Source organism: Stenotrophomonas hibiscicola ATCC 19867, assembly GCF_000382065.1.
Classification (GTDB): domain Bacteria; phylum Pseudomonadota; class Gammaproteobacteria; order Xanthomonadales; family Xanthomonadaceae; genus Stenotrophomonas; species Stenotrophomonas hibiscicola.
Genome location: NZ_KB907499.1, coordinates 421,180 through 446,751, shown reverse-complemented (window position 1 = coordinate 446,751; position 25,572 = coordinate 421,180). Strand labels below are relative to the sequence as shown.

Sequence of the window (25,572 nt, the reverse complement as noted above, 5' to 3'; positions counted from 1 at the left end):
TCATACCCAATCCGGTTCAATATACACATGTATACACAGGTGTATGTGCGCCCGTATAGTGCGCCCATGAGCGCTGTCGTCCGTCCGTCCCTGTTCTCTCCGTACCGCTGGGTCTCGCCGTCGCTGTTCGATTTCTGGGCGGGCCAGCTCAATCCCCTGTGGACCCTGCGCGAGCCGGTGGCCCGACTGGTCCGGCGCGAGCCGGCCGGCGAGGGCGCGGCGACCCTGGTCCTGCGCACCAACCGGCACTGGGCCGGCATGCGCGCCGGCCAGCACGTCACCCTGGGCGTCGAGATTGAGGGGCGCCTGTGGCAGCGCAGCTACAGCCCTACCGCACTGGGTCGGCGCGAGCTGGCGATCACCGTCAAGGCGATCGATGGCGGCCGGGTCAGCCAGCATCTGGTAAACCATGCACAACCGGGCGAACTGTTCCGCCTCGATGCCGCCTTCGGCGAGTTCCATATGCCGGCCGCGGCGCCGGTGCTGCTGCTGGCTGCCGGCAGTGGCATCACGCCGATGCGCAGCCTGTTGCGCGACGCCTGCCAGCGCCCGCTGGCAGCACCGGTGGACCTGTTCTATTGGGAGCGCACCGCCGCCCATCTGCAGTTCCGTGATGAACTGCAGGCGCTGGCCGCGGCCCATCCGAACCTGCGCGTGCATCTGCTGACCACCCGCGAGGGTGAGGCGCCGGCCGCGCGCATCGATACCCATGATCTGCAGGTGGCCGGCGATGACACGCCGCTGGCGCAGCGCCATGTGTTGGCCTGCGGTCCGGATGGCTTCGTTGCCGCTGCGCGTGAGCGCCTGGCGCACCAGGTGGCTGGCTTCCAGGCCGAAGCCTTCACCCCGCCGGCGCCACTGCGCGATGCCAGCAGCGAAGGCGAGGTGTCGCTGACGCTTGCGCGCAGTGGCCGCCAGCTGAGCGTGCCGCGAGGCCGCTCGCTGCTGGAAAGCCTGGAAGCGCATGGCATCAAGCCCAAGCACGGTTGCCGCATGGGCATCTGCAACACCTGTACCTGTGATCGCGTCAGTGGCGCCACCCGCCACCTTCGCACCGGCGACCTGCAGTCCGAATCGGCACAGCCGGTGCGGATCTGCGTGAGCGCACCGACCACCGACCTGACTCTGGATCTCTGAGGACGCCTGCCATGACCCGCGCTACCGACCGTGCCCTGAGCACCGCCGAGATGCATGCCTTCGGTGAGGAACTCGATGCGATCCGCGACCGTGTGATCGGCAGCCTCGGCGCCTCCGATACCCGCTACATCCGCCGTGTGGCTGCCGCCGTGCGATGGTTCGGCGTGGGTGGCCGTGGCCTGCTGTTCCTGGCAGCATTCTCGCCGCTGTTCTGGATGCCGCTGCTGTGGCCGGCCGCGATCACCGGCACGCTGCTGCTGGCGTTGTCGAAGATCCTGGAGAACATGGAGCTGGGCCACAACGTCATGCACGGCCAGTTCGACTGGACCGGCGACCCCAAGCTCAATGGCAACACCTACGAGTGGGATATCGTTGCCACCGCCGACAACTGGCGCAAGACCCACAATTTCCGCCACCACACCTATACCAACGTGCGTGGCATGGACGATGACATCGGCTACGGCCTGCTGCGCATCTTCCCGGAACAGCGCTGGAAGCCGTTCTACCTGCTGCAGCCGATCATCGCGCCGATCTTCGCGCTGCTGTTCCAGTGGGGCGTGGCCGCGCAGGACCTGCGACTGGGCCGTTGGCTGAAGGGCCGCATCAGTGGCCGTGCGATGTGGATGCAGACCCGCCCGGTGGCGCGGAAAATGGCTCGCCAGGTGCTGAAGGACTACGTGTTCTTCCCGCTGCTGGCCGGCCCGTTCTTCCTCACCGTGATGCTGGGCAACATGGTGGCCAACGGCCTGCGCAACATCTGGACCTACGTGATCATCTTCTGCGGCCACTTCACCGCAGAGTCGGAAACCTTCCCGAAGGAATGCCTGCGCAATGAATCGCGCGGCCACTGGTACCTGCGCCAGCTGCGCGGTTCGTCCAACATCAGCGGTGGCTTCCTGATCAACGTGCTGTCGGGCAACCTCAGCCACCAGATCGAGCACCACTTCTACCCGGATCTGCCGGCCAACCGCTATGCGGCCATCGCCAAGGAAGTGAAGGACATCTGCCGCCGCTACGGCCAGCACTACAACAACGGCTCGCTGCCGCGTCAGTTCGGCCAGGTGGTCTGGCGCATCCTGCGTCACGCGTTCCCGAGCAAGCCGCGCCGCCTGCCGATGCCGGACATCATGTCCGCACCGGCATCGGCCAACGCGGGCTGATCGACTCAGCCCGCTTTCGCCAGGGCCGCCTGTTCGCGGTCCAGGCGACGCAGGAACACCTGCATTTCCTTGCGTGCCTGCTGGTCGCCCTTACTGCCGGCCACGCTCAAGCCGCGCTGCCATGCTTCGCGCGCCGCCTGCGGCTGGCCACTGGCCAGCCAGGCTTTGCCCAGCAGCTTCCACGCCGCGGAATACTGCGGATCAAGCACCACGCACCGGCCCAGATGGGTGGCCGCGCGCACCGGGTTGCCCGCATCCAGCCAACCCTTGCCCAGGCCGAAGCGCAGCAGCGCGCCGTCCTTGCCGTTGGCAAGCATGCATTCCAGGGCTTCGATGTTCATCCGCGCACCTCCACCAGCAGTTCGGTGCGGCCGGGCTGGAAGCGGCCACGATGGAACAGCAGCGGCGCGCCGCCGTTCTCGTGCACTTCGATGATGCGGCCAGCCAGCAGCAGATGATCACCCACCGGCCACTGTGCGTGGCGGGTACAGGTGAGGTGGGCGACCGCACCGGCGATGCGTGGTGGGGCATCCTCGTCATCATCCAGCAATGCCAGGCCGTCGAAGCGGTTGCGGACCTGCGGATCGGCAAAGCGCCGGGCCAGCGCTTCCTGGTCGGCCGCCAGCACGCTGATCGCAAAGCGGGTGGCGCGCTGGAAGGTGGACAGGCTCTGCGCATGCAACGCCAGGTTCCACAGCACCAGTGGCGGCTGCAATGACACCGGCACGAACGAATTGATGGTCAGGCCGATGGGTTTGCCCTGCGCATCGCGGGTGCAGACGATGGCCACGCCGGTAGGAAAGTGGCCGAGCAGCCGCCGCAGGGCCCGCGGCGGCATCTCGACCGACGGCACCGGGGCCGGGGAGGGGAAGACCCCCGCCCACGGCCCGGCGTATGGCAGTGTCTCGCCGCTCATGAGGCCCTGGCCTGGCGGTAGCGCCGGCCGACCTCGGCCCAGTTGATGATGTTGAAGAACGCACCGATGTAGTCCGGGCGACGGTTCTGGTAGTGCAGGTAGTAGGCGTGTTCCCAGACATCCAGTGCGAGGATCGGGGTGTTGCCGGACAGGCCCACGGCCGCACCCATCAGCGGGCTGTCCTGGTTGGCGCTGCTTTCCACCTGCAGGCGGCCATCGCGATCGCTGGTCAGCCAGGCCCAGCCGCTGCCGAAGCGGGTCTGCGCCGCCTTGGTGAAGGCCTCCTTGAAAGCATCGAAACCGCCGAGGTCACGGTCGATGGCGGCGGCCAGTTCGTCATCGGGTGCACCACCGTTGGTGCTGAGCACGGTCCAGAACAGGCTGTGGTTGGCGTGGCCGCCGCCGTTGTTGCGGATGGCGCCGCGCTGCGCCTCGGGCACGGCATCGAGGTTGGCGATCATCGCCTCGACCGGCTGCTCGGCGATGCCGGCCTGCTCGATGGCGGCGTTGAGGTTGTTGACGTAGGCCTGGTGGTGCTTGCTGTGGTGGATCTCCATCGTGCGCGCATCGAAATGCGGCTCAAGGGCGTCGTAGGCGTAGGGGAGCGGGGGAAGCGAGTACGACATCGAAGCAATCTCCGTGGGGAAGGCCAGAGGGCTGGCCGTGGGGAGACTGTTATCGCACCTCAACATTGGTTGAGGTCAAGGGGCGGGATTGAGGTGCGTGCGCGTTCATCGCTTTGATTCTTCCTGCAGGACAGCACGAGCGAAATGGTAGTGCCGGCCGCTGGCCGGCATGCCGGCAAGGTCGGGTTGCCGGCCAGCGGCCGGCACTACCAGAACCCGCTTTTCGAACCTCACCGGCGCGCTGAAGTGCTGCCCGCGCTCGCAGGAAACGGTCCGGTGGCGGGGGGGAGGGGCTGGCCGGGACCGTTGGCGCCATGGATGGCGCCATCGAGCCCCCAAGGATGGGTTTACGGCGTGTCCCGGCCAGCCCCTCCCCCCGCCACAACCGGTATCAACAAAGGCGCCGGCAGGCGAACCAGCCGCCAGCGCCTTCATCAACTCAACTCAACCAATCCTTGCAGGCGCCATCCACCTGCTCCCCGCACGCCTGCTGCATCCGCTGCTGCAACCGCGCCAGCGTCTCCGCGCCCTGGTGCTTGCCGCTCCACGCCTTCAACTGCCCGGCCAGGCGCTCGAAGCGTTGGCGGGTGCGCTGGTGGTAGCCCGACGGCTGTGCCTCCAGCTCGGCGATCAGCGAGGCGGTCGCCTGCTCGATGCGTGGTGCATCGTTCGGTGCCAGCTTCAGCAGGCCTTCCACGTACAGCACGCCCCACTGCACGCGGGTGGCCGGGCCCTGCGCACCGTCGTAGGCACGCTTCAACCACTCCAGCGCACCGGCGGTGTCGCCGCGCTGCTCGGCCAGTTCGGCCAGCTCGGGCATGTAGTAGTACGGCTGTTCGCTGCGCTTCAGTTCCGCCAGCAACAGCGACTCGGCGCCTGCGTCGTCGCCGACCTGGCGTAGTGCGTAGACCGCGCTGCTGATCGTGGCCTGGCGCGCATGCGCATCGGTGGCGGCAGCGTCGGCAGCAGCCACGCGCTGCTTGACCCGATCAACCAGGGCCGCGGGCAATGCGCCCTTCGGCTGCTGCAGGCGGGCCAGCGACACTTCGGTCAACGCACGCGACAATGCGTCGTCGGCGCGGTCGCCGCGCTCGGCGTCTGCCCGCTCCAATGCCACCAGCAGCTGCTGTCCCAGCGTGTTGCTGGTGGCCGGCCCGGCACTGGCCTGCTTGACCAGCTGCACGCCTGCATAGCCCAGCAACTCACGGTTGCGGCGGACTTCGGCGGGCTGCGCCAGCACGGCCTGCAGCAGCTCGCGTACTTCGGTGGGCGAGGCATCGGGCTTTTCGGCCGTTGCCGAGGCCAGCAGAGCGAAGCGGCGCTGCAGGGCAGCGTCGGGTGCGGCCTTGGACAACTGGCGCAGCACATCCTCGCTGCTGCGCTCGCCGGCCAGGCGGTTGGCGTCCACTTCCCAGCCGTAGTCGCCCAGCACCTGCCAGTCTTCTGCGGCCAGTCGGTCCGGCGTTGCCAACGCGGTGGCCAAGGTGGCGGCAACAGCACTGCGGCGGCCTGCGGCGACGGTCAGTGCCCGGGTCAGTTCGGTTGCATCATTGCCGCCGGCCACGCGGGTGATTTCGTTGCGCTTTGGGTCCAGCACGATCAGGGTCGGATAGCCGCGTACGCCGAAGCGCTCACCCCAGGCTTGCGCACCTTCCTCGTCGCCATCCAGGTAGACGGGAACGAATTTGCTGGTCAGCGCGATGAAGGCCGGGTCCTTGAACAGGCCCGCCTTGAGCTGGTTGCACGGTGGGCACCAGACGGCGCCCCAGTACAGCAGCACCGGCTTGCCGCTGTCGGCGGCCTCGGCGAAGGCATCATCGACATCGCCCTGGCGCCAGGCGATTGCCTTGGCCGGCGCGGGCACCTCGGCGGAGTTGGCGATGGAAACCGGGGCCGGGGTGCAGGCGCTCAACGCCGAAGCTAGCAGCAACATAGAAAGCGCGACGCGCATCGGCAGCATCTCGAAGGGCAGGGTGGCAGGCCATTGTAGGAACGGCCGGGGAGCCTGCTGATTCAGTTTGCTTATGACGGGCGTGCCGCAGGGCATGACGCCCGCCGGGTATTGGCCGGCGGATGCCTTCAGGCCGCTGCCCGCACCATCTGCTGATACACCAGCCCATTGAACTCGCCGACGTCGCCGTCCAGCACGAAGCCATAGCGCAGGTAGGTTGGCACTGCATTGAGTGAGGCGCGCACGGTCAGGACCGGCTCGCGCACCTGCGGGAGCACCGCGTCGAACAAAGCATGGCCGATGCCCTGGCCCTGGTATCCGGGATCGACGAACAGCATCGCCAGGTGCCGGCCTTCCTTCAGTTCGATCACGCCGACGACGCGGCCGTCCTGCTCGGCCACCAGGATGTGGTTGTCGCCGTGTAGGCGCGCGCCGAACGCTTCGGCCGCGGCGACGCTGCCGAAGGTGGCGATGCCGGCCGCGCTGAGCGAAGGTGCGACCGCCGCAGTGAAGGCAGCCAGGCACACCGTGCTGATCGCGGGCAGGTCATCGACGTGGGCGGGGCGGATCGTCGGCATGCAGTGTTCTTCCGGTGGTGGGCGGCGCGTCATTGTTGCCGCAGGCCTTCACGCTAAGCTGGCGGCATGAGTGATTTCAATCCCGCGTACGCTGCCTTGTTTCCGCAGCAGGGTCTGAGCCTGGGCCTGATGACGCCCGTGGCGTCGCATGGGTTGGCCGATCCACGTGAGGCGCGACGTATCGCGCGACTGGCCGATGACCTGGGCTTTGCCGCGTTGTGGACGCGCGACGTGCCGCTGATGGTGCCGCAGGGTCCGGACGCGACAACGAGCGCGTTGGACGACCCGTTCCTGTGGCTGGGCATGCTGGCTGCGGCGACCGAGCGCATCGTGGTCGGCAGCGCGGCCATCGTGCTGCCATTGCGCCATCCGCTGCAGGTGGCGAAGTCGGCCTTGAGCCTGGACCGGATCAGCGATGGCCGCTTCGTGCTGGGCCTCGGGTCTGGCGATCGGCCGGAAGAGTTCGCCGCATTCGGCGAGGATCTGCAGGGCAGGGCGGCGACGTTCCGCGAACGCTGGACCTTGCTGCGCGCGGCGTTGTCACCGGAGTCCGAAGAAAGGGTCGCGGTAGTGCAAGCCACCGGTGGCTTCGACGTACTGCCGGCCCCGGCCACGCGCATTCCGATGCTGGTGGTGGGCACTGCGCGGCAGAGCCTGCAGTGGATCGCACGCGAAGCCGAAGGCTGGGCCACCTATCACCGCGAAGAGGCCGCGCAGCAAGGGCGCATCGGCCTGTGGCAGCAGGCGCTGGTGCAGCGCGGTGGGCCGGGCAAGCCATTCGTGCAGTCGATGCTGCTGGATCTGCAGGCAGATCCGCAGGCGCCAGCCGAGCCGCTGCCGCTGGGCCTGAAGGTCGGCCGCGATGGCCTGCGTGACTACCTGCTGCGCGTGCATGCGCAGGGCGTGGGGCACGTGATGTTCAACCTGGTCGACAACGGGAGGCCGATGGACGCGGTGATGCGCGAAATTGGAGAGCAGGTGCTGCCGGATGTGCTTCGGTAGGTGTCCACCTTGGTGGACACGCCGTGTTGCTGATGACGGTGCGCCCGCCGGGCATGGCCCGGCGCTACCTGCCGAGGCGTGCATCTGCGTATCATTCGCATTTGATACCCCGATGCCGGAGCCCCGCGTGACCCAACGTTCCCCCATGCACCCGACCGGACGTCTGTTCGCCGCGGTCGCTTTCATCGAGGCCGTGACCTGGGCCGGCCTGCTCATCGGCATGTGGATGAAGTACGGCCCCATGACCAACGTGGCGCTGGTGAAGCTGTTCGGGCCCCTGCACGGCGTGGCCTTCCTGGTGTACGTGGCGGTCACGCTGTTTGCGGCGGTGCGCCTGCGCTGGCCGTGGTGGGCCAGCGCCCTGGCCCTGCTGGCGGCCATCCCGCCGCTGGTGACGCTGCCGCTGGAGTGGTGGTTCAAGCGCCGTGGCCTGCTGGGCCTGCGTGCAATGCGCTGAACCCACTGTTGCATGCCCATTCAAGAGAATGGGTATCAAATGCAAATACGAGCCGTTATCATTTAAGGGTGGCATCCGGTCCTGAGTGGGGCGGGTGCCGGGCGGGGCGTGCAGACGCGCCCGGCCAATCCTTTCCTGTTACGGCTGGTGTTTCATGCACGCACGTCCCGTCGTTCCCGGCTTGCCGGCGCTGGTGTTGGCTGCCCTGATCGGCACCATGGCGATGATGTCCTTCGTCGCTGTGATCGGCCCGGTGGTCCGCATGCTCGGCCTGTCCGAGTGGCATGCCGGCCTGTCGGTCACCGCTGCAGGCGTGCTGTGGATGCTGGCCGCGCGCCCCTGGGGCCAGCTCAGCGACCGCATCGGCCGCAAACGCGTGCTGATGCTGGCGATGAGCGCCTACACCGTCGTCTATATCGCGCTGGCGGTGTTCATCGATGTCGCCCTGCAGGCAGTGCCGCCGGTGCTGGTGTCAGTGCTGGTGCTGGTCGGTGCGCGTGGCCTGATCGGCCTGTTCTACGCGGCTGTGCCTCCTACCGCTGCGGCCCTGATCGCCGACAAGGCACCCACCGGACAGCGTGCAAAATTCCTCGCGCGGCTGGGCAGCGCAAATGCATTGGGCATGGTGCTCGGCCCGGCCGCCGCTGGCTGGCTGGCCTATACGAATCTCTCGCTGGCGCTGTATGTGGCCGCGCTGCTGCCGTTGCTGGCACTGGCATTGCTGGCCTGGCGCCTGCCGGCTACACCGCCCGTGGTGGGCGCGTCCGCAAAGCGCCGAACGCCGATGAGCCGCCTCGACGTGCGCCTGTGCCTGCCGCAGCTGGCAGCGTTCATCGCCATGGTCTCGGTGACTATCGCGCAGGTCACGGTCGGCTTCTTCGCAATTGATCGCCTGGGTCTGGATGCGGCGACCGGCGCGCGCATGGCCGGCATTGCACTCACCGCCGTTGGCGTCGGCCTGATCCTGGCGCAGGCGCTGGTGATGAAGCTGGAGGTGCATCCACGTCGCTGGATCGTCCTCGGCGCTCTCATTTCCGGCATCGGCTTCACTTCGGTGGCGGGCGTGCAGCAGGCCTGGCAATTGCCTGCGGCGTATGCGCTGGCTGCGTTCGGCATGGGCTTCGTATTCCCCTCGTTCCAGGCGCTGGCCGCCGATGCGGTAGAGGCGCACGAGCAGGGCGCCGCCGCAGGCACCGTGGCGGCCGCGCAAGGGCTGGGCATGGTGGCCGGGCCGATGCTCGGCACGCTGTTGTATCGCGGCGGGCCAAGCCTGCCTTACCTGCTGGTGGGCGCGCTGCTGCTGTTGCTGTGCGCGCTGGCTGCAGCGCATCGGATGAAGGAGACCCCATGAACGATTCCCTGATGCAGGGCGCGTGGCCGGAGGCTGCGCCAGCGCCGCAGGAGAGCAGCGACGACGCGTCGCTGTTCCTGCTGCAGCACGCTGGCCAGCACGTGCACGCACGCGGTTGCCGTGCCACGTTGCCGGCCGGTGCACTGGCGACATTGGCAGAACGCGTTTCGGAGTTCTTTGCCCAGCAGCGTGGCGGCCCGGGCCTGCTGGTTGGCGCGGTGCCGTTCGAGCCGCGTGCGGACGATGCGCTTTACCAGCCCGAGCGCCTGCTGCCGGTGCTGGCACTGCAGCCGCAGGCCGCACCGCCGCTGGACGGCGCCCTGCGTGCCGAACCTGTGCCGCAGGACTATGCCGCTGCAGTCGCTGCGGCAGTGCAGGCCTTGCGTGCGCCCGAGCAGAACCTGCATAAGGTGGTGCTGGCGCGCAGCCTGCTGGCACGCACCCGCCAGGTGCTTTCTCCGGACGTGCTGCTGGCACGTTTGGGCGCGGATCCGTCGGTGGCGACCTACGCGGTGCCGCTTCCGGTGGAGCTGGGCCAGGCGCCGGCCTGGCTGGTGGGCGCGACGCCGGAACTGCTGCTGCGCAAGCGAGGCGCCGAACTGTTGTCGCATCCGCTGGCCGGTTCCGCGCGGCGCAGTGCCGATGCCGCCGAGGACGAGCATGCGGCGCAGGCGCTGCTGGCCTCGACCAAGGACCACGACGAGCACCGCCACGTGGTCGAAGCCATCGTCGAAGGCCTGGCACCGTACTGCAGCCACATCGATGCGCAGCCGCGCCCGGTGCTGCATGCCACCGCCAGCATGTGGCACCTGGGCACCCGCATCCACGCCACCCTGAAGGATCCGCAGACGTCTGCCGCCGAACTGCTGGCGCAGCTGCACCCCACGCCGGCAGTCTGCGGTACGCCACGGTTGGCGGCGCTGCAGCGCATCCGCGAGCTGGAGCCGGTGCCGCGCGGCTTCTACGCCGGTGCCGTGGGCTGGTTGGACGCGCAGGGTGACGGCGACTGGTACGTGGCGATCCGCTGCGCGCGCCTGCAGGGCACGCAGTTGCGCCTGTATGCCGGTGCCGGCATCGTCGCCGAGTCACACCCCGAGGCCGAGGTGGCCGAAACCGCAGCGAAGTTCGCTGCCCTGTTGAACGCGCTGGGTGTCCATGAATCCGCGCCCGCCATCGAGCCTGCCGCATGAATGCTTCCGTTGAATCCTCCCGCCTGCCACTGCAGCAGGTGTGGCCCGACGCGCTGGTGGCGCGCTATCGCGAGGCCGGTCACTGGCGTGGCGAGACCTTCCCGGCGTTCCTGCGCGAACGTGCGGAACGCTATGCCGACGACATCGCGGTAGTCGCCGGTGATGTCCGCCTGAGCTACGCACAGCTGTGGCATGAGGCCGGACGCATCGGCGCCGGCCTGCTGGCCCTCGGCCTGCAGCCGGGCGAGCGGGTGCTGGTGCAACTGGGCAACACCGCAGGCTTCGTCACCACAGTCTGCGGCCTGTTCCGCGCCGGGCTGGTGCCGGTGTACGCGTTGCCGGCGCACCGCATCACCGAGCTGGTGCACTTCGCCAGCAAGGCCGAAGCCAGTGCCTACATCACCACGGCACTGCACGACGGCTTCGATCACCGCGGGCTGGCGCGGGCGCTGCAGGCCGAGGTCCCGGCGGTTCGCCATGTGGTGATCGACGGCGATGCGGCGGAGTTCGTCGCGCTGGAGGCGCTGCAGGGCGATCGCAGCCAGCTGCCGGTCGATCCGGACCCGCAATCGGTAGCGTTCCTGCAGATTTCCGGAGGCAGCACCGGGCTGTCCAAGCTGATTCCGCGTACCCACGACGACTACATCTACTCGTTCCGCGCCAGCAATGACCTCTGCGGCATAGACCGCGACAGCGTCTACCTGGTCGCGCTGCCGGCTGCGCACAACTTCCCGATGAGCTCGCCCGGCTTCTTCGGCGCGCTGTACGCCGGTGCCCGCGTGGTGCTCAGCCCCGGCCCCGGACCGGATGCGGCCTTCCCGCTGATCGCACGGGAGCGGGTGACCTGCTGTGGCCTGGTGCCGCCTCTGGCGTTGCTGTGGGCGCAGGCCGCCGCCACCAGCAGGCATGACCTGTCCAGCCTGCAGGTACTGCAGGTGGGCGGCGCCAAGCTGGTGCCGGAAGCCGCGCGGCGGGTGATCGACGGCCTCGGCTGTACCTTGCAGCAGGTATTCGGCATGGCCGAAGGGCTGGTGAACTACACCCGCCTGGATGATCCGGAAGAACTGATCGTGGCCTGCCAGGGGCGACCGATCAGTCCGGATGATGAAGTGCGCGTGGTCGATGACCATGACCAGCCGGTGGCCGAGGGCGAGGTGGGGCATCTACTCACCCGTGGCCCGTACACCATCCGTGGCTACCACAACGATGCGGTGGCCAATGCGCGCTCGTTCACCGACGACGGTTTCTACCGTACCGGTGACCGCGTGCAGCAGCTGCCCGGGGGCTACCTGGTGGTACAGGGGCGTGCGGGTGACCACATCAACCGGGCGGGCGAGAAGATCTCTGCCGAAGAGATCGAGGATCACTTGCTGGCACATCCGGGAGTGTTCGATGCGGCCGTGGTCTCCATTCCCGACGAGTACCTGGGCGAGCGCAGCTGCGCCTTCGTGATTCCGCAGGGCGAGCCGTTCAAGGCACCGGCTCTGAAGTCCTGGATGCGCGGGCGCGGCCTGGCCGCATTCAAGGTGCCCGACCAGATCGTGTTCGTCGACAGCTTCGATACCACCGCGGTCGGCAAGATCAGCCGCCGCGAACTGCGCGCGCAGCTGCGTGCGCGTCATCTGCAACAGACAGGAGGAACGCGCTGATGGCGCTGCCCCGTATCACCGATTACCCCTTGCCGACTGCCGCTGAACTGCCGCAGGCGCGTGGCCCCTGGCGCCCCCGGCGCGATCGTGTCGCGCTGCTGGTGCACGACATGCAGCGTTACTTCCTGGCCGCATTCGACGCTGGCAACGCGCCGCTGCGGCCGGCCGTGGACAACATCGCACGCCTGCTGGCGCATTGCCGCGCGCACGGCATTCCGGTGTTCTACACCGCTCAGCATGGCGACCAGGACCGCCGTGACCGTGGCCTTCAGGCTGACCTGTGGGGGCCGGGCATGCGCCGCAGCGCCGATCACGAACCGATCATCGAAGCACTGGCACCGCAGCCAGGGGAGCACGTGCTGGTGAAGCACCGCTACAGCGCGTTCCAGCGCAGCAACCTTGAAACGCTGATGCGGGTGCGCGGCCGTGACCAGCTGCTGGTGACGGGCGTGTACGCCCATATCGGCTGCACCGCGACCGTGGTCGAGGCCTTCCAGCGTGATATCGAGGCCTTCATCGCCGCCGATGCGGTGGCGGACTTCTCGCGCGCCGACCACGATCAGGCGCTGCACTGGATCGCGCGCACCTGTGGTGTGCCGATGACCACCGATCAGCTGCTGAAGGTGCTGTGATGGCTGCCATGGGTGAGGCGCTGGATCTGGAGCGGATGCGCGCCGACGTAGCGCGCGTGCTGGAGTGCACGCCGGCCGAGATCGGTGACGACGACAACCTGATCGACCTGGACCTGGATTCAATGCGCATGCTCGGCCTGGTCCTGGCCTGGGGCAACACCGGCCTTCCGCTCGAGTTCTCGCAGTTGGCCGAGCACACCACGCTGCGCCAGTGGTGGGGTGTGGTGCAGCAACTGCAGGCCGCGCAGAACGCATGAACGCCGCAGCGCTGGCCACGCCGGTGGCGTTGACCGAGGCCCAGGCCGGGCTGTGGTTCGCACAGCGGCTGGCACCGGACAATCCGTCATTCAATACCGCGCACGCGGTATGGATCGACGGCCCGCTGGACGTGGCCGCATTTGTCGCAGCGGCAGACCAGGCTGCGCGCGAGGCCGAGGCCTTCGCATTGCGCTTTGCCGAAGGTGCCGATGGCCAGCCGCTGCAGTGGCATGACACGGCACACGTGCCGTTGCTTTCGGTGCGCGATGTTTCTACCGAGGCGGATCCCGCCGCTGCGGCACGCAACCTGATGCACGCCGACCGGCTGAGCCCGGTCGATCCCACCCGGGACCGGATCAGCCAGCAGGTGCTGCTTGAACTGGGCGGGCAGCGTTGGGTCTGGTACCTGCGCGTGCATCACCTGGCGGCCGATGGTTACGGCATGGCGCTGTTCACTGATCGCGTGTGCGCGTTGTATGCCGGTCGTACGGGTGAGCCTCTGCCGGGGCTGGCGGGGGTGCTGGCCGACGATGCTGCTTATCGTGCCGACCCGCGCCGCACGCAGGCCGGGCAATGGTGGCGCGAGCACATGCAGGGTGCACCGGCGGGCATGGGCCTGGCCGGTACGCTCGCGGCCAGTGACGACGCGCTGCGCTGGGTGCAGCCGCTCGATGCGGCATTCCGTGAGCAGTTGCTGCAGGCATCGGTACGTTGGTTGCAGCCCTGGCCAGACGTGCTGGCCGCGTTGTCGGCCGAGTACCTGCGGCGGATGAGCGCGGCCGATGAAGTGGTGCTGGGCGTGCCCTACATGGGCCGGCTCGGCAACGCGTCGGCACGGGTACCGGCGATGGTGATGAATGTGTTGCCGCTGCGCGTGGCCGCCGGCGAGGGCAGCGTCGAAACCTTTACCCGCAGCCTGGGCCGGCAGCTCAGCCAAGGGCGCAAGCACGGCCGTTACCGAGGCGAGCAACTGCGCCGGGACCTGGGCCTGGTGGGCGCGCAGCAGCGCCTGCACGGCCCCCTGGTGAATGTGCAGCCGTTCTACAAGCCGCTGGCCCTGCCAGGCGTGCAGGCCACGCTGGAGGTGCTGTGCACCGGGCCGGTGGATGATCTGACGCTGGGCTTCCGTGGCGATGGCCAGGCGCTGCTGGATCTGGAGATCGAGGCCAATCCCGCGCTGTACAGTCGCGAGGATGTCGAGGCGCACGCGGCGCGGCTGCTGCATTTCGTGTCCTCGGCACTGCAGGCTGACGATATCGCAGCCGCACCTCTGGCGACGACCGACGAGGCGCAGCAGGTTCTGCAAGGCTTCAATGCCACCGCGCACGCCCTGCCGGAGACGACCCTGGTCGAGCTGCTGCAGCAGGGCATGGATCGGGACCCGCACGCGCCGGCACTGGTGTTCGGCGACACTACGCTGGACTACGCAACGCTGGAGGCGCGCAGCTTCGCGCTGGCGGCACAGCTGCGGACAATGGATGTCGGCCCGGGCAGCGTGGTGGCGGTGGCATTGCCGCGCTCGCTGGAGCTGGTGATCGCGCTGCTGGCGGTGCTGCGTGCCGGAGCCGCCTACCTGCCGTTGGACCTGGCCCATCCCGATGAGCGGCTGGCACGTATTTTCGCGTCGGCACAGCCGGTGTGCGTACTGGCTGCGGCGGACGTATCGGCGCGCGTGGCCGGCGTACCGGTGCTCGCGCCGGAGCAGTGGACTGCGCTGAGTTTTGCCGCACCGTGGGCCGATCCGGCACCTGACGATGCGGCCTACGTGATTTATACCTCCGGCTCGACCGGCGAGCCCAAGGGCGTGGTCATCGAACACCGTGCCATCGTCAACCGCCTGCTGTGGATGCGCGAGCACTACGACATCCGCGCCGATGACCGCGTGCTGCAGAAGACCCCGGCCACCTTCGACGTCTCGGTCTGGGAGTTCTTCCTGCCGCTGCTGTGCGGGGCCACGCTGGTGGTCGCCGGGCCGGACGCGCATCGCGATCCCACTGAACTGGCGCGGCTGATCCGCGAGCATGGCATCACCACGGCGCATTTCGTACCATCGATGTTGGATGCCTTCCTCGCTGCACCGGCCTCCGAAGGGCTGCAGCTGCGACGGGTGTTCACCAGTGGCGAGGCGCTGGATGCTTCGTCCCGCGACCGCTTCCACGCGCGTGTGCACGCCGAGCTGCACAACCTGTATGGCCCGACCGAAGCTGCGGTGGATGTCAGCTACTGGCCGGCGTCGGCGCAGGATCGTTCGCGGCCGGTGCCGATCGGGTTCCCGGTCTGGAACACCCGCCTGTACGTGCTGGACGCCCGGATGCAGCCGGTGCCGGTGGGCGTGCCCGGTGACCTGTACCTGGGTGGCGTCCAGCTGGCGCGTGGCTATCTCGGTCGCGATGATCTGACCACCGAGCGCTTCCTTGCCGATCCCTTCCTGACGGGCGAGCGCATCTACCGCACCGGCGACGTGGCGCGCTGGCGCCGCGATGGTGCGGTCGAGTACCTGGGCCGCAGCGACCATCAGGTGAAACTGCGCGGCCTGCGCATCGAGTTGGGCGAGATCGAGGCGGCTTTGCGCGAACTGCCGGGCATGGAGCGGGTGGAAGTGCTGCTACGTCAGGATGCGCCCGGCGAAGCGCGTCTGGTGGCCTATGTGCCGACCGCGCTTGCCGATGCCGTAATGCTGCGCAGCCACCTCGCCACGCGTGTGCCGGACTACATGGTGCCCTCGGCGTTTGTCGGCGTGGACCACTGGCCGGTGACCGCCAACGGCAAGCTCGACCGCAACGCGTTGCCGAAACCATCACAACATGAGGTCGCCGGATTGGCGCCGCGCACGCCGTTGGAACAGGAGCTGGCGTTGCTGTTTGCCCAGGCGCTTGGGCGTGAGGCGCCGGTGGCGGTGGATGCGGACTTCTTCAGTCTCGGCGGTGACTCGCTGTCGGCGGTGCACCTGCTGCTGGCCATCGAGCAGCGCTGGCGCTGCGATCTGGGTTTGGGCGCCTTGTTCGCGCAGCCCACCGTGGCCGCGCTGACGGTTCGTATTGCCGCGCCACCCGCGCTGGCCGATCACGCGCTGGGGCCGGTGATCGCGCTGGCCGCAACCGACGCTGCCGGGCCCATGCCGCTGTTCGTGCTGCACCCGGCCGGGGGCATCGCCTGGAACTACCGCACCCTGGCCCGGGCACTGCAGCCGGCACGCCCGGTGTATGGCCTGCAGTCGCCGGCCCTGGACGCGCGGCTGCCGCTGCCGAGCAGCATCGAGGCGATGGCCAACGATTACGTACAGCGCGTGGTTGCACTGCAGCCGAAGGGGCCGGTGCATCTGCTGGGCTGGTCGGTGGGTGGCATCCTCGCCCAGGCGATGGCAGTGCGCCTGCATGAGATCGGGCGCGAGGTTGGCGAGCTGGTGCTGCTGGACGCTTATCCCAGCGAGTGCTGGCGGGCCGACCCGGAACCCGATGCCATCGCTGCATTGCGGGCACTGCTGGCGATTGCCGGTCATGACCCGGATGCGCATCCGGAACTGGACAGCCGTGAACGCATTCTCGCGTTCCTGCGGCGTGGTGGCAGTGCACTCGGCAGCTTGCCGGATGTGGTGCTCGATGGCGTGGTGCGCGCGGTCACCGGCACCAATCGATTGATCCGCGAACACATCCACCAACCGTTCGAGGGCACGCTGGTGCATGTGCGTGCGGGCCGGGATCACCAGGCGCGACCACAGCTGCAGTCGGCGTTGTGGCGGACCCACGCGCGCAAGGTGCAAGCCCTGGAACTGCCGTTCCTGCACGCCGAGCTGACCGGCCGCGATGCGGTGGCGCAGCTGGCGCCGTGGTTGTCGGCGCGGTTGCGCCAATGGGACGAGCAACAGGAGATCGCAACATGCAGTTGACCGGCTTTGAAGGTCGCGTGGCACTGGTGACCGGCGCTGCCGGCGGCATCGGCGAGGCACTGGTACGGTTTCTGGCCGTGGCCGGTTGCACCGTGGTGGCGACCGATCGCGACGCGCCTGCTACGGCAGATGTGCGTGTGCACCCCTTTGCGCTGGACGTGACCGACAGTGCCGCCGTGGACGCCCTGGTGGACCAGGTCGAGTCCAGCATCGGGCCGGTCATGTTGGCCGCCAGCGTGGCCGGCGTACTGCATGTGGGCGGTGTCACCGAGACCGGCGACGACGACTGGCGCCGTGTATTCGCGGTCAATGCCGATGGCGTGTTCCATATCGGTCGTGCGCTGGCGCGGGTGATGTCACCGCGCCGGCAGGGCGCAATCGTTACCGTCAGCTCGAATGCGGCTGGCGTGCCGCGGCACGGCATGGCGGCGTATGCCGCGTCCAAGGCCGCCGCCACGATGTTCACCCGCTGCCTCGGGCTGGAGCTGGCGCCGTTGGGCATCCGCTGCAACATCGTCGCCCCGGGGTCCACGCTGACCCCGATGCAGACCGGCATGTGGCAGGACGAGCACGGCGCCGAACGGGTGATCGTCGGCAGCCTTGAGACCTACAAGGCCGGCATTCCACTGCGCAAACTCGCTACGCCGGAAGACATCGCGCAGTCGGTGATGTTCCTGCTCTCCGAGCAGGCCGGGCACGTAGCGATGAGCGACCTGTACGTGGACGGTGGCGCCACCCTGCGCGGCTGAGGTCCTCAGAGCCGAACCCATGACTCGGCTGGTTCAGAAGGCAGCCGGTGTAGCTGTGAATGCCAACCCGGCGTGGCATGGGCATTCTTGAATCTGTTTGTTCAGCAATGCTGTTCGATCAGACCGATGATGTGACCGAGTAGGCCATCTAATGAAGTGAATTCTTCGTAGACATTATCGAACGCTACTTTGTCACGGACCTGGTACCGCCCTGTTGCGAATTCAAAGACGTAGCAATCCATATCGCTCTCTCCGAGTTCTACATAGCCGCCCATGGATCCCTGGTCGCAAGCGAGAAGGTTCATTTCCACCAAAGCAAGCGCTGACCCGCCATCGCGGTATGAGCGTGAAGTGCTCGAGTAGAGGAAGACTCCTGCTGCTGCCAAGCCATCGTGGCGTGAAAGAAAGCCCAGATAGGACTCCGGCAGGGTGATACCTAGCGTAGAAAGCACCAAGCTCTGGAGCGCGTCGACGTCAGAACGTCCAAGTGGAGGGCCAAGGTACATCTCGGCTTCGTTGAGATTCGCGCGGAGCTTGAGAAGCCTGGCTTCTACTGAAGGCTGCATTTGTTGAGATTGAATTCGTGTGCAATGAGGGCAGTCAGACACTGTGGAATTCGTCATTCGACGTCAATGGCAGTCGCCCCAAGCTGTTCAAGTTGGTCAACCATTGACGTGGTTGGCTCGCGGTAGCGATTGGACAGCAGCGCTGCTGGGAGTCGATAAGCGCCAAGCAATGTTGGCGTAACCAGCAGCGTGGATCAGGATTGTCGTGTCCAAGGGGCGCCGAACGAGGTCGGCGTATTGTGTTCAACCCGCGCTGCGCGGCTTGCGTGTCCGTTTCGGCTTTGCGGTATCACCGCCGCTGGCGGCGCCATCCTGCAGCGCCTGCAGCCAGGACAAGGTGTCCACATAGTCGATGAAGTGGCGCAGGTAGCCGGGGCTGGTGGCCTGCATCGTGTCCAGCATGCGCTGCACCAGCACCGCCGAGTTCAGCGGGCCGCCGTCAGCCGGGGCCTCGGCGCGCAGCGAGCGGCGCACCTGCAGTTCGCTGCGCAGCTCCGACCATTCGCGCTGCACCTGTTGCAGCATCGGCACCTGCGGGTAATGCGGCAGCGAGCGCGACCCCGCATCGAGGTCACGCACCAATGCGCGCAGGCCCTCCAGCGCTGGCGGCTTACTTGGCATCCGGGCCCTTGGGCTTGGGAATCGGCGCGATCTCCACGCGACGGTTGCGTGCGCGGCCTTCCTCATTGGCATTGGAACTGACCGGCTGCTCGCTGCCGAACGCGGCGGCGAACACGGCGTCGGCCGGTACGCCATCGGCGATCAGGGTGCGGGTCACGGTCAGCGAGCGCTGCGCGGACAGCTCCCAGTTGTCGGCGAAACGCCGGTTGCCTTCGCGTACCGGCGCATCGTCGGTGAAGCCGCTGACCATCAGGATCTCTTCGCGGCTGCCCAGATAGGCGGCCAGCGGTGCGGCCAGGCTGCGCAGCAGCTCCTGGCCTTCCGGCTGCAGCTGGTCCGAGTTCAGTGCGAACAGCACGCTGCCGCTGATGCCGATGCGGCCATCGACCAGGGTCACGCGACCGGCGGCCAGTGGGCCAGCCAGTGCCTGCTCCAGTGTCTGCAGGCGCTTGGCTTCGGCCTGGCGCTGCTTCACTTCCTGGTCCAGCCGCTGCGACAGTTCCAGCTGCACGGCAACTACGCCGACCAGGATCAGCACGAATGCACCCAGCAGCACCGACATCAGGTCGCCAAAGGCGGCCCAGATCGGGGCGTGCGATCCGCCATCGACCTCCAGTTCGTCGCTCATGCGCTGCCGGCCTTGCCGCGGCGCGTGGCCAGCTGCTGCAGTTCTTCCATCACCTGCTTCTGCGACAGCAGGCTGAGGTCGACCACCTCGCGCGCCTGCGCCACGTAGTAGGCCAGCTGCTCATCGCTGCGGGCCAGCGAGGCGTCCAGTGCGCCGCCAATCTGTTCCAGGCGGCCGGAAAGCGCGGTGGCGGCACTGCCGAACTGCGCGACTGCTTCACCAAAGGTGCTGGCCAACTGGCCCACTTCACCGGCGCTGCCGTGGAGCGCTGCGGCGATGCCGTCCAGCTTCCCGGTCTCTGCGGCGATATGGTCGGTAAAGCGATTGCCAACGCGCTCCAGCAGCTCGGCCGAACCGCCAACCAGTGCGTCCACCGCGGTGCGCTGTTCGTGCGATGCGTGGTTGATCGCATCGAGCAGGGTCTGCACGGTGGCCAGCAGGCGGCCGCGCTCTTCCAGCATCGCGTTGTCGCGCACCAGGCTTTCGGACAGCGTACTGCGCAGCTCGTTGATGACGTCGGCCGCAGCCTTCGGAGCGGCGGCCGCGGTCTGCAGCAGGGTGGACACTTCGGCCAGCGTGGCACTGGCCTGCGCGCGACCGTTCTCGCCGATCTGCTGTGCGGTGGCCGCCAGCGCGTCGCAGACCTGTTGCTGCTGTGCAGCCAGGCGTTCGCCATTGGCCTGCAGGCGCTCGGCCAGCTCGGTGGAAACATGCTGCAAGGCATCGCTCCAGCGCCGCAGGCGCTGTTCGTCGCCAGCCTGCAGTTGCGCCTGCAGGGCGGCGTGGGCCTGCTGCAACTCGGCGCTGACCGCGTCCCAGCGCGCCTGGCGCTGCTGCTCGCGGCTGTCCAGGTTGGCCTGCAGTTCGGCGTGCGCAGTCGCGGCGGCAACCTGGGCGGCCTGCCACTGCTGCGAGCGCTGCTGTTCGTGGTCCTGCAGCAGCGCCTGGCTGGCGCTGTGGCGCTGCTCCAGTGCCTGCAGCAACGCCTGCGCGTGCTCGTTCAGCTGCTGACCGGCTGCGAGCAGCGCCTGCTGCTGGCGCTCGATCAGCGCGCTGTTCAGTGCCTGCTGCTGCTCGATGGCGGCGCGCCAGGCCTCGGCGTTGCCGTTGGCATCGGCCTGCAGGCGCTCGCCGATACGCGCGACGAGTGCTTCGGCATGCGTGCCCTGGCCATCGCTGAAGGCCTGCAGGTGCTGGCGCAGATCACTCACCAGCGCCTGCTGCGCCTGGGTCTGTTCACTCACCACCTTGGCCCAGCTGGCTTCGGTGGCGACCCGGCTGCGTTCGAAACCGTCGCTCAGGCCGGCCAGCTGCTGCTGCACGGCCTGCTCGACGCGGGCATGCAGTGCTTCGCCGTGATGGGCCAGGCCAGCCAGGGTGGTCTCGGCCATCGGCTGCAGCGCGCCACCGATGGCGGCGGCGCTGGCTTCAGCTCCTTCGCGCAGCGACTGCTGCAGCGAGACCGCCAGGCGTTCCTGCAGGGCCTGGCTCTGGGTCAGGAACTCGGCCTGGCCAGCCAGCAGGCGCTCATTGGCGGCCGCACTGTGCTGTTCAAAGGTGCTGGTCATCGCCTGCAGGCGGTCGACCAGCGCCGGCAGCGCGGCGGACTGTGCCTGCAGCAGGCGCAGCGATTCGGCGCGCTGCCAGGCCTGCGAATACGGGTGCAGGTCGCCGGCACTGGCGCGGTCCAGCTGCTGCACGGCCTGCAGGCGGTCGCGGCGCAGCAGCGCGGCCAACAGGCCGAGCATGGCCGAGCTGGCCACGCCCGCGATCGAGGTACCGAAGGCCACCGCCAGGCCCTGCACCGGCGAGGCCAGCGAGCCGCGGATGGCGGCCATGTCGGTGGCGCTCTGCAGGGCCAGGCCGGTGCCACGCAGCGTGTCCATCATGCCCAGCAGGGTGCCGAGCATGCCCAGCAGCACCAGCAGGCCGACCAGGTATGGGGTCAGCACCGGTGCTGGCAGGGCAGTGCGCTCGCCTTCCACGCGCAGGCGCACGGCGTTGCGCAGGCCCAGCGGCACGCGTTCCAGCCAGGCGGCAAGGCTTTCCTTCGCGCTGGACAGGTCGCTCAGTGCGCTGCGCAGGCCGTTGCTGGCCTGGCGGTAGCGGTACAGCTCCACGCCGCCGGCGATGTAGCAGGCCGCGATGATCGCCGCCACCGCTGCACCCAGCGGATGCACCGAAACGTAGCCGATGCCGATCCAGCACACGGCCAGCAGGCCGACAAGGAAAACAACGACATGGAAAGCAGTTCTGGACATGGTGTTCCGGTCAGTGGGAGCGCAGGGCGTCTTGCAGCCCTTCGAGCGGGTGGAAGCGCAGCTGCAGCTCGGCGAGCAGCAGGGTGCGCATGTCATGGCGGAAGGCCGCGCGCCAGCCGGGCTGGCCGTGCACGCGGTCAAAACGGGCGCCGAGCACGGCCGGCGCCGTGGCCAGCAGGCTGTGCTCGCGCGGGGTGAGGGTCTGTTCCATCACTGCATCGACCTCGGCCAGCCGCGCCAGCTCCGGCGAGACCTGTACCAGCTGGTCGCGCAGGCGGCCGCGCAGGCGCCCGGTGGCGGTCTGGATGGCCTGCTGCAACACCCGGTAGCGCTGGCGCAGCGAGGCAAAGTTGGGTGCGGCAGCGGCCTCGGCCAGGTCCAGCAGGCGCTCGGCCTCGGCGTCCTCACTGATCGAGGCGCGCAGGCTGGCGTGCGCCTGGGCGCAGTCGGCCAGCACATCCTCGACCGCTTCGACGGCTTCACCGGGCTCGGGCAGGCGTCCTCCGAGCGCCCCGGACAGGGCCACGGCACGGCTCCAGTCCACCCACTGGCCGAGGCGATCGGTCAGGGCGGGACTGCTGGCCGGCATCGCGCCGTCGCTGAGACGGGCGAGCAGGCGGAGGAACTCCGGTCCACCCAGGACCGGCTGCGCTGCGTTCGCCATCAAGGGGTGAGGGGCCAAAAACCGTTGATTTTACAACCAGATGACCCCGGCTGGATGAAGGCGGGGCCTGGGGGGCGGTACCCGCAGGCGCGACAAGGCTTAGAATGTCCGGCTGCATCCACCCGTTCGATCCTTGGAGTACCCCCATGACTGTTGCGCAGTTCTACCCGATCGGCACCCCCGGACAGCCCTGGGGCGACGCGGAACGCGCACAGTGGCGGGCCCGCCAGCAGCGCCAGCGCAGCTACCATGATGACGTGGTGGCCGCCCTTGAGCGCCTGGACGACAGCGTTTTCGACGTGATCCAGTACGGCCAGCTGGACTATGCGCCGGACCATTACCCGCTGTTCGCCGTGGTCAACCACGACTGGAACCCGGCGCTGCCGACCGCGCTGATCACCGGTGGCGTGCATGGCTACGAAACCAGCGGCGTGCACGGCGCCCTGCAGTTCCTGGAACAGCAGGCCGAGCGTTACCTGGCCCGGATGAACCTGATCGTCGCGCCCTGCGTCAGCCCGTGGGGCTACGAGCGCATCCAGCGCTGGAACCCGGACGCCATCGACCCCAACCGCAGCTTCCGTGACGGCGGCCAGATCGAGGAAGCCGCCGCGCTGATGCGCTGGGTGGCCGAGCGCAAGCCGAACCTGCTGGTGCACCTGGACCTGCACGAGACCACCGACAGCGACCTGAACGAGTTCGATCCGGCGCGCTGCGCCCGCGACGGCAAGCCGTTCGAGCGCGACACCATTCCCGATGGCTTCTACGTGATCGGCAACAGTGAAGATCCGCAGGCCGAGTTCCAGAAGGCACTGATCGCCGCAGTGGCGCCCATCACCCACATCGCCCCGGCCGACGCCGAAGGCAATCTGGTCGGCCTGCCGTTGCAGTCGCCGGGCGTGGTCTGGGGCGAATCCCGTTCGATCGGCGCCTGCGCTGGCTTCACCGATGCGCGCTTTGCCACCACCACCGAGGTCTACCCGGACAGCCCGCGCACCAACCCGCAGGAATGCAACGACGCCCAGGTGGCGGCGGTGTGTGCGGGCCTGGATTTCGCCCTGGCGGCGCAGTAGCGCGCCACGTTCCGGGCAGCGACCGGCATCAGCCGGCGCCTTTCTTTCGCCGGTGAGGTGGCCACAGCCGGCGAAGCCGACGCGCGGCAACCGGCGAACACATCCAGATCGCGCTGGTATACCGTGCTGCTGACCCCGAACAGGCCCAGCAGCGAGTGGAAGAGGTTGTCGTGGCTGTGCGCCCGGTGCAGGGCATTCTGGTGCAGGCAGGCCAGGTCCAGGCCTGCGTTGCGGCTGAATTCGGGTGAGAACCACATCACCATCGGCACCTGGGTCTGCTCGCGCGGGGCGATGAAGTAGGGCGTGCCGTGCAGGTACATCCCGCGTTCGCCCAGCGACTCGCCATGGTCGGACACATAGATCAGTGCGACATCACGCTGGTCCGCATAGCCCTGCAGCAGGTCGATGCCCTTGCCCAGCAGGTGGTCGGTGTGGACCAGAGTGTTGTCGTAGGTGTTGACCAGCGCCTCGTTGCTGCAATGCTGGATCTGGTTGCTGTCGCAGGTCGGGCTGAAAGCCCGCGACGCTGCGGGATACCGTTCAAAGTAGGTCGGCCCATGACTGCCGAGCTGATGCAGCACGATCAGGGCGTCGCCGTTGATGGCATCGATGCGTGCGCCCAACTGGTGCAGCAGCACGTCGTCGTAGCAGGTGCCGTCGGCGTTGACGCACTGGCCGGCCACCTTCAGCGCAGGCATGTCCTCGGTCGGTACGCGTTCGCACACGCCCTTGCAGCCGCCGTTGTTGTTGTTGCGCCAGAGCACGCTGATGCCGGTGCGCTGCAGGATGTCGAGCACATTCTCCTCGGTTGCGGCGCGCACGTCGTCGTACTGGCCTCGGGTCATCTGCGAGAACATGCACGGCACCGAGATGGCCGTGGCGGTCCCGCATGAGGAGACATCATTGAAGCTGATGACGCCTTCCTTGCGCGAGAGCCGGGGATTGGTCGCGCGTGGGTAGCCGTTGAGCTGGAAGTTCTGTGATCGCGCGGTCTCGCCGACGACCAGGATCACCAGCTTCGGGCGCGGGCCCGGCGCGCGCTGTGCGTCCATGCCAATCGCGCGCAGCGGTTGCTGGCGGGTGCTGTAGAGACCTTTCAGATAACCGTGGGTATGCCGCACCACGTTCAACGGCAGCACCTGGTCGCGGATGTGGCGGTTGTTGCGCAGCAGTGAGGAATAGTCCTTGTAGAACGCGAAGCCGATTGCCAGCAGTACCAGCAATGACGCCAGAACGCTGACTGGCCACACCAGCAGCGAACGTATCGAACCGGCCCCGCTGGTGGTGCGCACCAGGGCCAGCCCGGCAGCGGGCAGCACGCCCAGCGTCAGCAGGGTCAGCAGCAGTGGCAGCGACAGATAGGCGTTCAGTTCGGCCTGGTTGGTCTCGAACACGTTCTGCACCATGCTGCGATCGATCAGCACGTTGTAGTGCAGCATGAAGTAGCTGCAGGCGGCGCTGACGACAACGAGCAGCACCAGCAGCGGCCTGCGCAGGAACGGCAGTGCCAGCAGTGGCGTCAGCATCAGGTTGAACAGGCAGAAAAGCACCACCGGCAAGCTGGCCAGGAACAGCACGCTGCGCAGGCTGTTGAGGTCGATCAGCCCCCACAGCGTCTTCCAGAGGGCGATGTTTCCAATCGTGGTGAAGAACAGTGCGGTGGCCCAGACCAGAACGATCGGATGGGGCCGTGGAAAACGGCGGCGTTGACGCACGAGCAGGTTCCGTGGAGCGGGAGTGCGCGCAGTATCGAAACCGCTTTATCAGGAAGTTGTCAGGTTGGGCGGACTAGCCCAGCAGGATCACGCCCCACACTGCGCCGACCATCAACAACGCGGTGGTCTGCGCGGCGCTGCCCATGTCCTTGGCGTTCTTGGACAGTGGATGCTGTTCCAGTGAGATGCGATCGACCACTGCTTCGATCGCCGAGTTGAGCAGTTCCACCACCAGGCTGATGAAGCAGACCGCCAGCACCAGCGCCCGTTCGAGCTTGCTGATGTCCAGTACGAACGCTGCAGTGATCAACAGCGCGTGCAGGAGCAGCAGCTGGCGAAAAGCAGCCTCGCCACGAAAGGTAGCGATGAATCCGTCTCGCGAATGGATCAGGGTGTGGAAGATGCGGCCCAGGCCGGTCTTGCCATGCGGGTACTTGCCGCTGTCCTTGGGGTGCTGCATGCCGTTTCCGCCGTGAAGTGAGCAATCCCCAGCATGTGCACGCGC

Annotated in this window: 24 protein-coding genes; 12 read left to right on the top strand and 12 right to left on the bottom strand. The window is 67.8% G+C overall.

Annotated elements, in window-relative coordinates:
• The first annotated feature begins 66 nt into the window (after positions 1–66).
• Both G370_RS0106910 and G370_RS0106905 read left to right on the top strand, forming a co-directional pair.
• Complete coding sequence (locus G370_RS0106910; RefSeq protein ID WP_050563255.1) at positions 67–1,137, top strand: ferredoxin reductase; 1,071 nt, start codon at positions 67–69, stop codon at positions 1,135–1,137.
• Between the two features lie 11 nt (positions 1,138–1,148).
• Positions 1,149–2,297 (top strand): fatty acid desaturase family protein, encoded by a 1,149-nt coding sequence (locus G370_RS0106905; RefSeq protein ID WP_010485207.1) that lies wholly within the window; start codon positions 1,149–1,151, stop codon positions 2,295–2,297.
• A 5-nt stretch (positions 2,298–2,302) separates the two neighbouring features.
• Here the strand turns inward: G370_RS0106905 and G370_RS0106900 are convergent, their stop codons facing one another.
• The 5 genes from G370_RS0106900 to G370_RS0106880 form a co-directional block, all read right to left on the bottom strand.
• On the bottom strand, positions 2,303–2,638 hold the full coding sequence (locus G370_RS0106900; RefSeq protein WP_019659932.1) for a tetratricopeptide repeat protein: 336 nt from the start codon (positions 2,636–2,638) through the stop codon (positions 2,303–2,305).
• Positions 2,635–3,213 carry a flavin reductase family protein gene (locus G370_RS0106895; protein WP_019659931.1) on the bottom strand — a complete coding sequence of 193 codons (579 nt, stop codon included), beginning with the start codon at positions 3,211–3,213 and terminating at the stop codon, positions 2,635–2,637. Before G370_RS0106895 ends, G370_RS0106900 begins: the two co-directional genes overlap by 4 nt.
• Positions 3,210–3,839 carry a superoxide dismutase gene (locus tag G370_RS0106890; protein WP_019659930.1) on the bottom strand — a complete coding sequence of 210 codons (630 nt, stop codon included), beginning with the start codon at positions 3,837–3,839 and terminating at the stop codon, positions 3,210–3,212. Before G370_RS0106890 ends, G370_RS0106895 begins: the two co-directional genes overlap by 4 nt.
• Positions 3,840–4,278: 439 nt before the next feature.
• Positions 4,279–5,799: a thioredoxin family protein gene (locus G370_RS0106885; protein WP_019659929.1), complete on the bottom strand. Its 1,521-nt coding sequence runs from the start codon at positions 5,797–5,799 to the stop codon at positions 4,279–4,281.
• Positions 5,800–5,918: 119 nt separating this feature from the next.
• Positions 5,919–6,368 (bottom strand): GNAT family N-acetyltransferase, encoded by a 450-nt coding sequence (locus G370_RS0106880; RefSeq protein ID WP_010485217.1) that lies wholly within the window; start codon positions 6,366–6,368, stop codon positions 5,919–5,921.
• A 66-nt stretch (positions 6,369–6,434) separates the two neighbouring features.
• On the opposite strand from G370_RS0106880, the gene G370_RS0106875 reads away from it, so the two are divergent.
• From G370_RS0106875 to G370_RS0106835, 9 genes are all read left to right on the top strand, one after another.
• A complete protein-coding gene (locus G370_RS0106875; RefSeq protein WP_019659928.1) occupies positions 6,435–7,370 on the top strand; it encodes a TIGR03571 family LLM class oxidoreductase in 936 nt (311 codons plus the stop codon).
• 145 nt (positions 7,371–7,515) lie between these two features.
• Positions 7,516–7,827, top strand: a complete 312-nt coding sequence (locus G370_RS0106870) for a DUF3817 domain-containing protein (RefSeq protein ID WP_010485221.1) — start codon at positions 7,516–7,518, stop codon at positions 7,825–7,827.
• Between the two features lie 154 nt (positions 7,828–7,981).
• Positions 7,982–9,178, top strand: a complete 1,197-nt coding sequence (locus G370_RS0106865; protein ID WP_019659926.1) for an MFS transporter — start codon at positions 7,982–7,984, stop codon at positions 9,176–9,178.
• On the top strand, positions 9,175–10,368 hold the full coding sequence (locus G370_RS0106860; protein WP_019659925.1) for an isochorismate synthase: 1,194 nt from the start codon (positions 9,175–9,177) through the stop codon (positions 10,366–10,368). Before G370_RS0106865 ends, G370_RS0106860 begins: the two co-directional genes overlap by 4 nt.
• Positions 10,365–12,017 (top strand): (2,3-dihydroxybenzoyl)adenylate synthase, encoded by a 1,653-nt coding sequence (locus tag G370_RS0106855; RefSeq protein WP_019659924.1) that lies wholly within the window; start codon positions 10,365–10,367, stop codon positions 12,015–12,017. The genes G370_RS0106860 and G370_RS0106855 overlap by 4 nt, the downstream gene beginning before the upstream one ends.
• Entirely contained in the window at positions 12,017–12,649 is a 633-nt protein-coding gene (locus G370_RS0106850) for an isochorismatase family protein (protein ID WP_019659923.1), read from the top strand. Before G370_RS0106855 ends, G370_RS0106850 begins: the two co-directional genes overlap by 1 nt.
• Complete coding sequence (locus G370_RS0106845) at positions 12,649–12,906, top strand: phosphopantetheine-binding protein (protein ID WP_019659922.1); 258 nt, start codon at positions 12,649–12,651, stop codon at positions 12,904–12,906. The genes G370_RS0106850 and G370_RS0106845 overlap by 1 nt, the downstream gene beginning before the upstream one ends.
• Positions 12,903–16,793 carry an enterobactin synthase subunit F gene (locus G370_RS0106840; protein ID WP_019659921.1) on the top strand — a complete coding sequence of 1,297 codons (3,891 nt, stop codon included), beginning with the start codon at positions 12,903–12,905 and terminating at the stop codon, positions 16,791–16,793. Before G370_RS0106845 ends, G370_RS0106840 begins: the two co-directional genes overlap by 4 nt.
• A complete protein-coding gene (locus tag G370_RS0106835; RefSeq protein WP_019659920.1) occupies positions 16,784–17,542 on the top strand; it encodes a 2,3-dihydro-2,3-dihydroxybenzoate dehydrogenase in 759 nt (252 codons plus the stop codon). The genes G370_RS0106840 and G370_RS0106835 overlap by 10 nt, the downstream gene beginning before the upstream one ends.
• Before the next feature lie 101 nt (positions 17,543–17,643).
• On the opposite strand, the gene G370_RS0106830 is transcribed toward G370_RS0106835, so the two are convergent.
• The 5 genes from G370_RS0106830 to G370_RS0106810 all read right to left on the bottom strand — a co-directional run bounded on the left by G370_RS0106830 (position 17,644) and on the right by G370_RS0106810 (position 22,282).
• The gene (locus G370_RS0106830) at positions 17,644–18,165 is read right to left on the bottom strand and encodes a YrhA family protein (RefSeq protein WP_229301545.1); all 522 of its coding nucleotides are present in this window, start codon (positions 18,163–18,165) and stop codon (positions 17,644–17,646) included.
• Positions 18,166–18,351: 186 nt separating this feature from the next.
• Positions 18,352–18,729, bottom strand: a complete 378-nt coding sequence (locus G370_RS0106825; protein ID WP_019659918.1) for a DUF2894 domain-containing protein — start codon at positions 18,727–18,729, stop codon at positions 18,352–18,354.
• Positions 18,719–19,357 carry an OmpA family protein gene (locus G370_RS0106820; RefSeq protein WP_019659917.1) on the bottom strand — a complete coding sequence of 213 codons (639 nt, stop codon included), beginning with the start codon at positions 19,355–19,357 and terminating at the stop codon, positions 18,719–18,721. The genes G370_RS0106825 and G370_RS0106820 overlap by 11 nt, the downstream gene beginning before the upstream one ends.
• Positions 19,354–21,618, bottom strand: coding sequence for a DUF802 domain-containing protein (locus tag G370_RS0106815; protein WP_019659916.1), 2,265 nt, complete (start codon positions 21,616–21,618; stop codon positions 19,354–19,356). Before G370_RS0106815 ends, G370_RS0106820 begins: the two co-directional genes overlap by 4 nt.
• Before the next feature lie 10 nt (positions 21,619–21,628).
• Positions 21,629–22,282: a DUF3348 family protein gene (locus tag G370_RS0106810; protein ID WP_019659915.1), complete on the bottom strand. Its 654-nt coding sequence runs from the start codon at positions 22,280–22,282 to the stop codon at positions 21,629–21,631.
• A 146-nt stretch (positions 22,283–22,428) separates the two neighbouring features.
• Here G370_RS0106810 and G370_RS0106805 point away from each other — a divergent pair, with 146 nt between their 5' ends.
• Entirely contained in the window at positions 22,429–23,352 is a 924-nt protein-coding gene (locus G370_RS0106805) for a M14 family metallopeptidase (RefSeq protein ID WP_019659914.1), read from the top strand.
• Here G370_RS0106805 and eptA read toward each other — a convergent pair.
• Both eptA and G370_RS0106795 read right to left on the bottom strand, forming a co-directional pair.
• The gene (gene eptA, locus G370_RS0106800) at positions 23,256–25,067 is read right to left on the bottom strand and encodes a phosphoethanolamine transferase EptA (RefSeq protein ID WP_019659913.1); all 1,812 of its coding nucleotides are present in this window, start codon (positions 25,065–25,067) and stop codon (positions 23,256–23,258) included. The genes G370_RS0106805 and eptA overlap by 97 nt on opposite strands.
• A gap of 73 nt (positions 25,068–25,140) precedes the next feature.
• Positions 25,141–25,527 carry a diacylglycerol kinase gene (locus tag G370_RS0106795; protein ID WP_019659912.1) on the bottom strand — a complete coding sequence of 129 codons (387 nt, stop codon included), beginning with the start codon at positions 25,525–25,527 and terminating at the stop codon, positions 25,141–25,143.
• Positions 25,528–25,572: the final 45 nt, after the last annotated feature.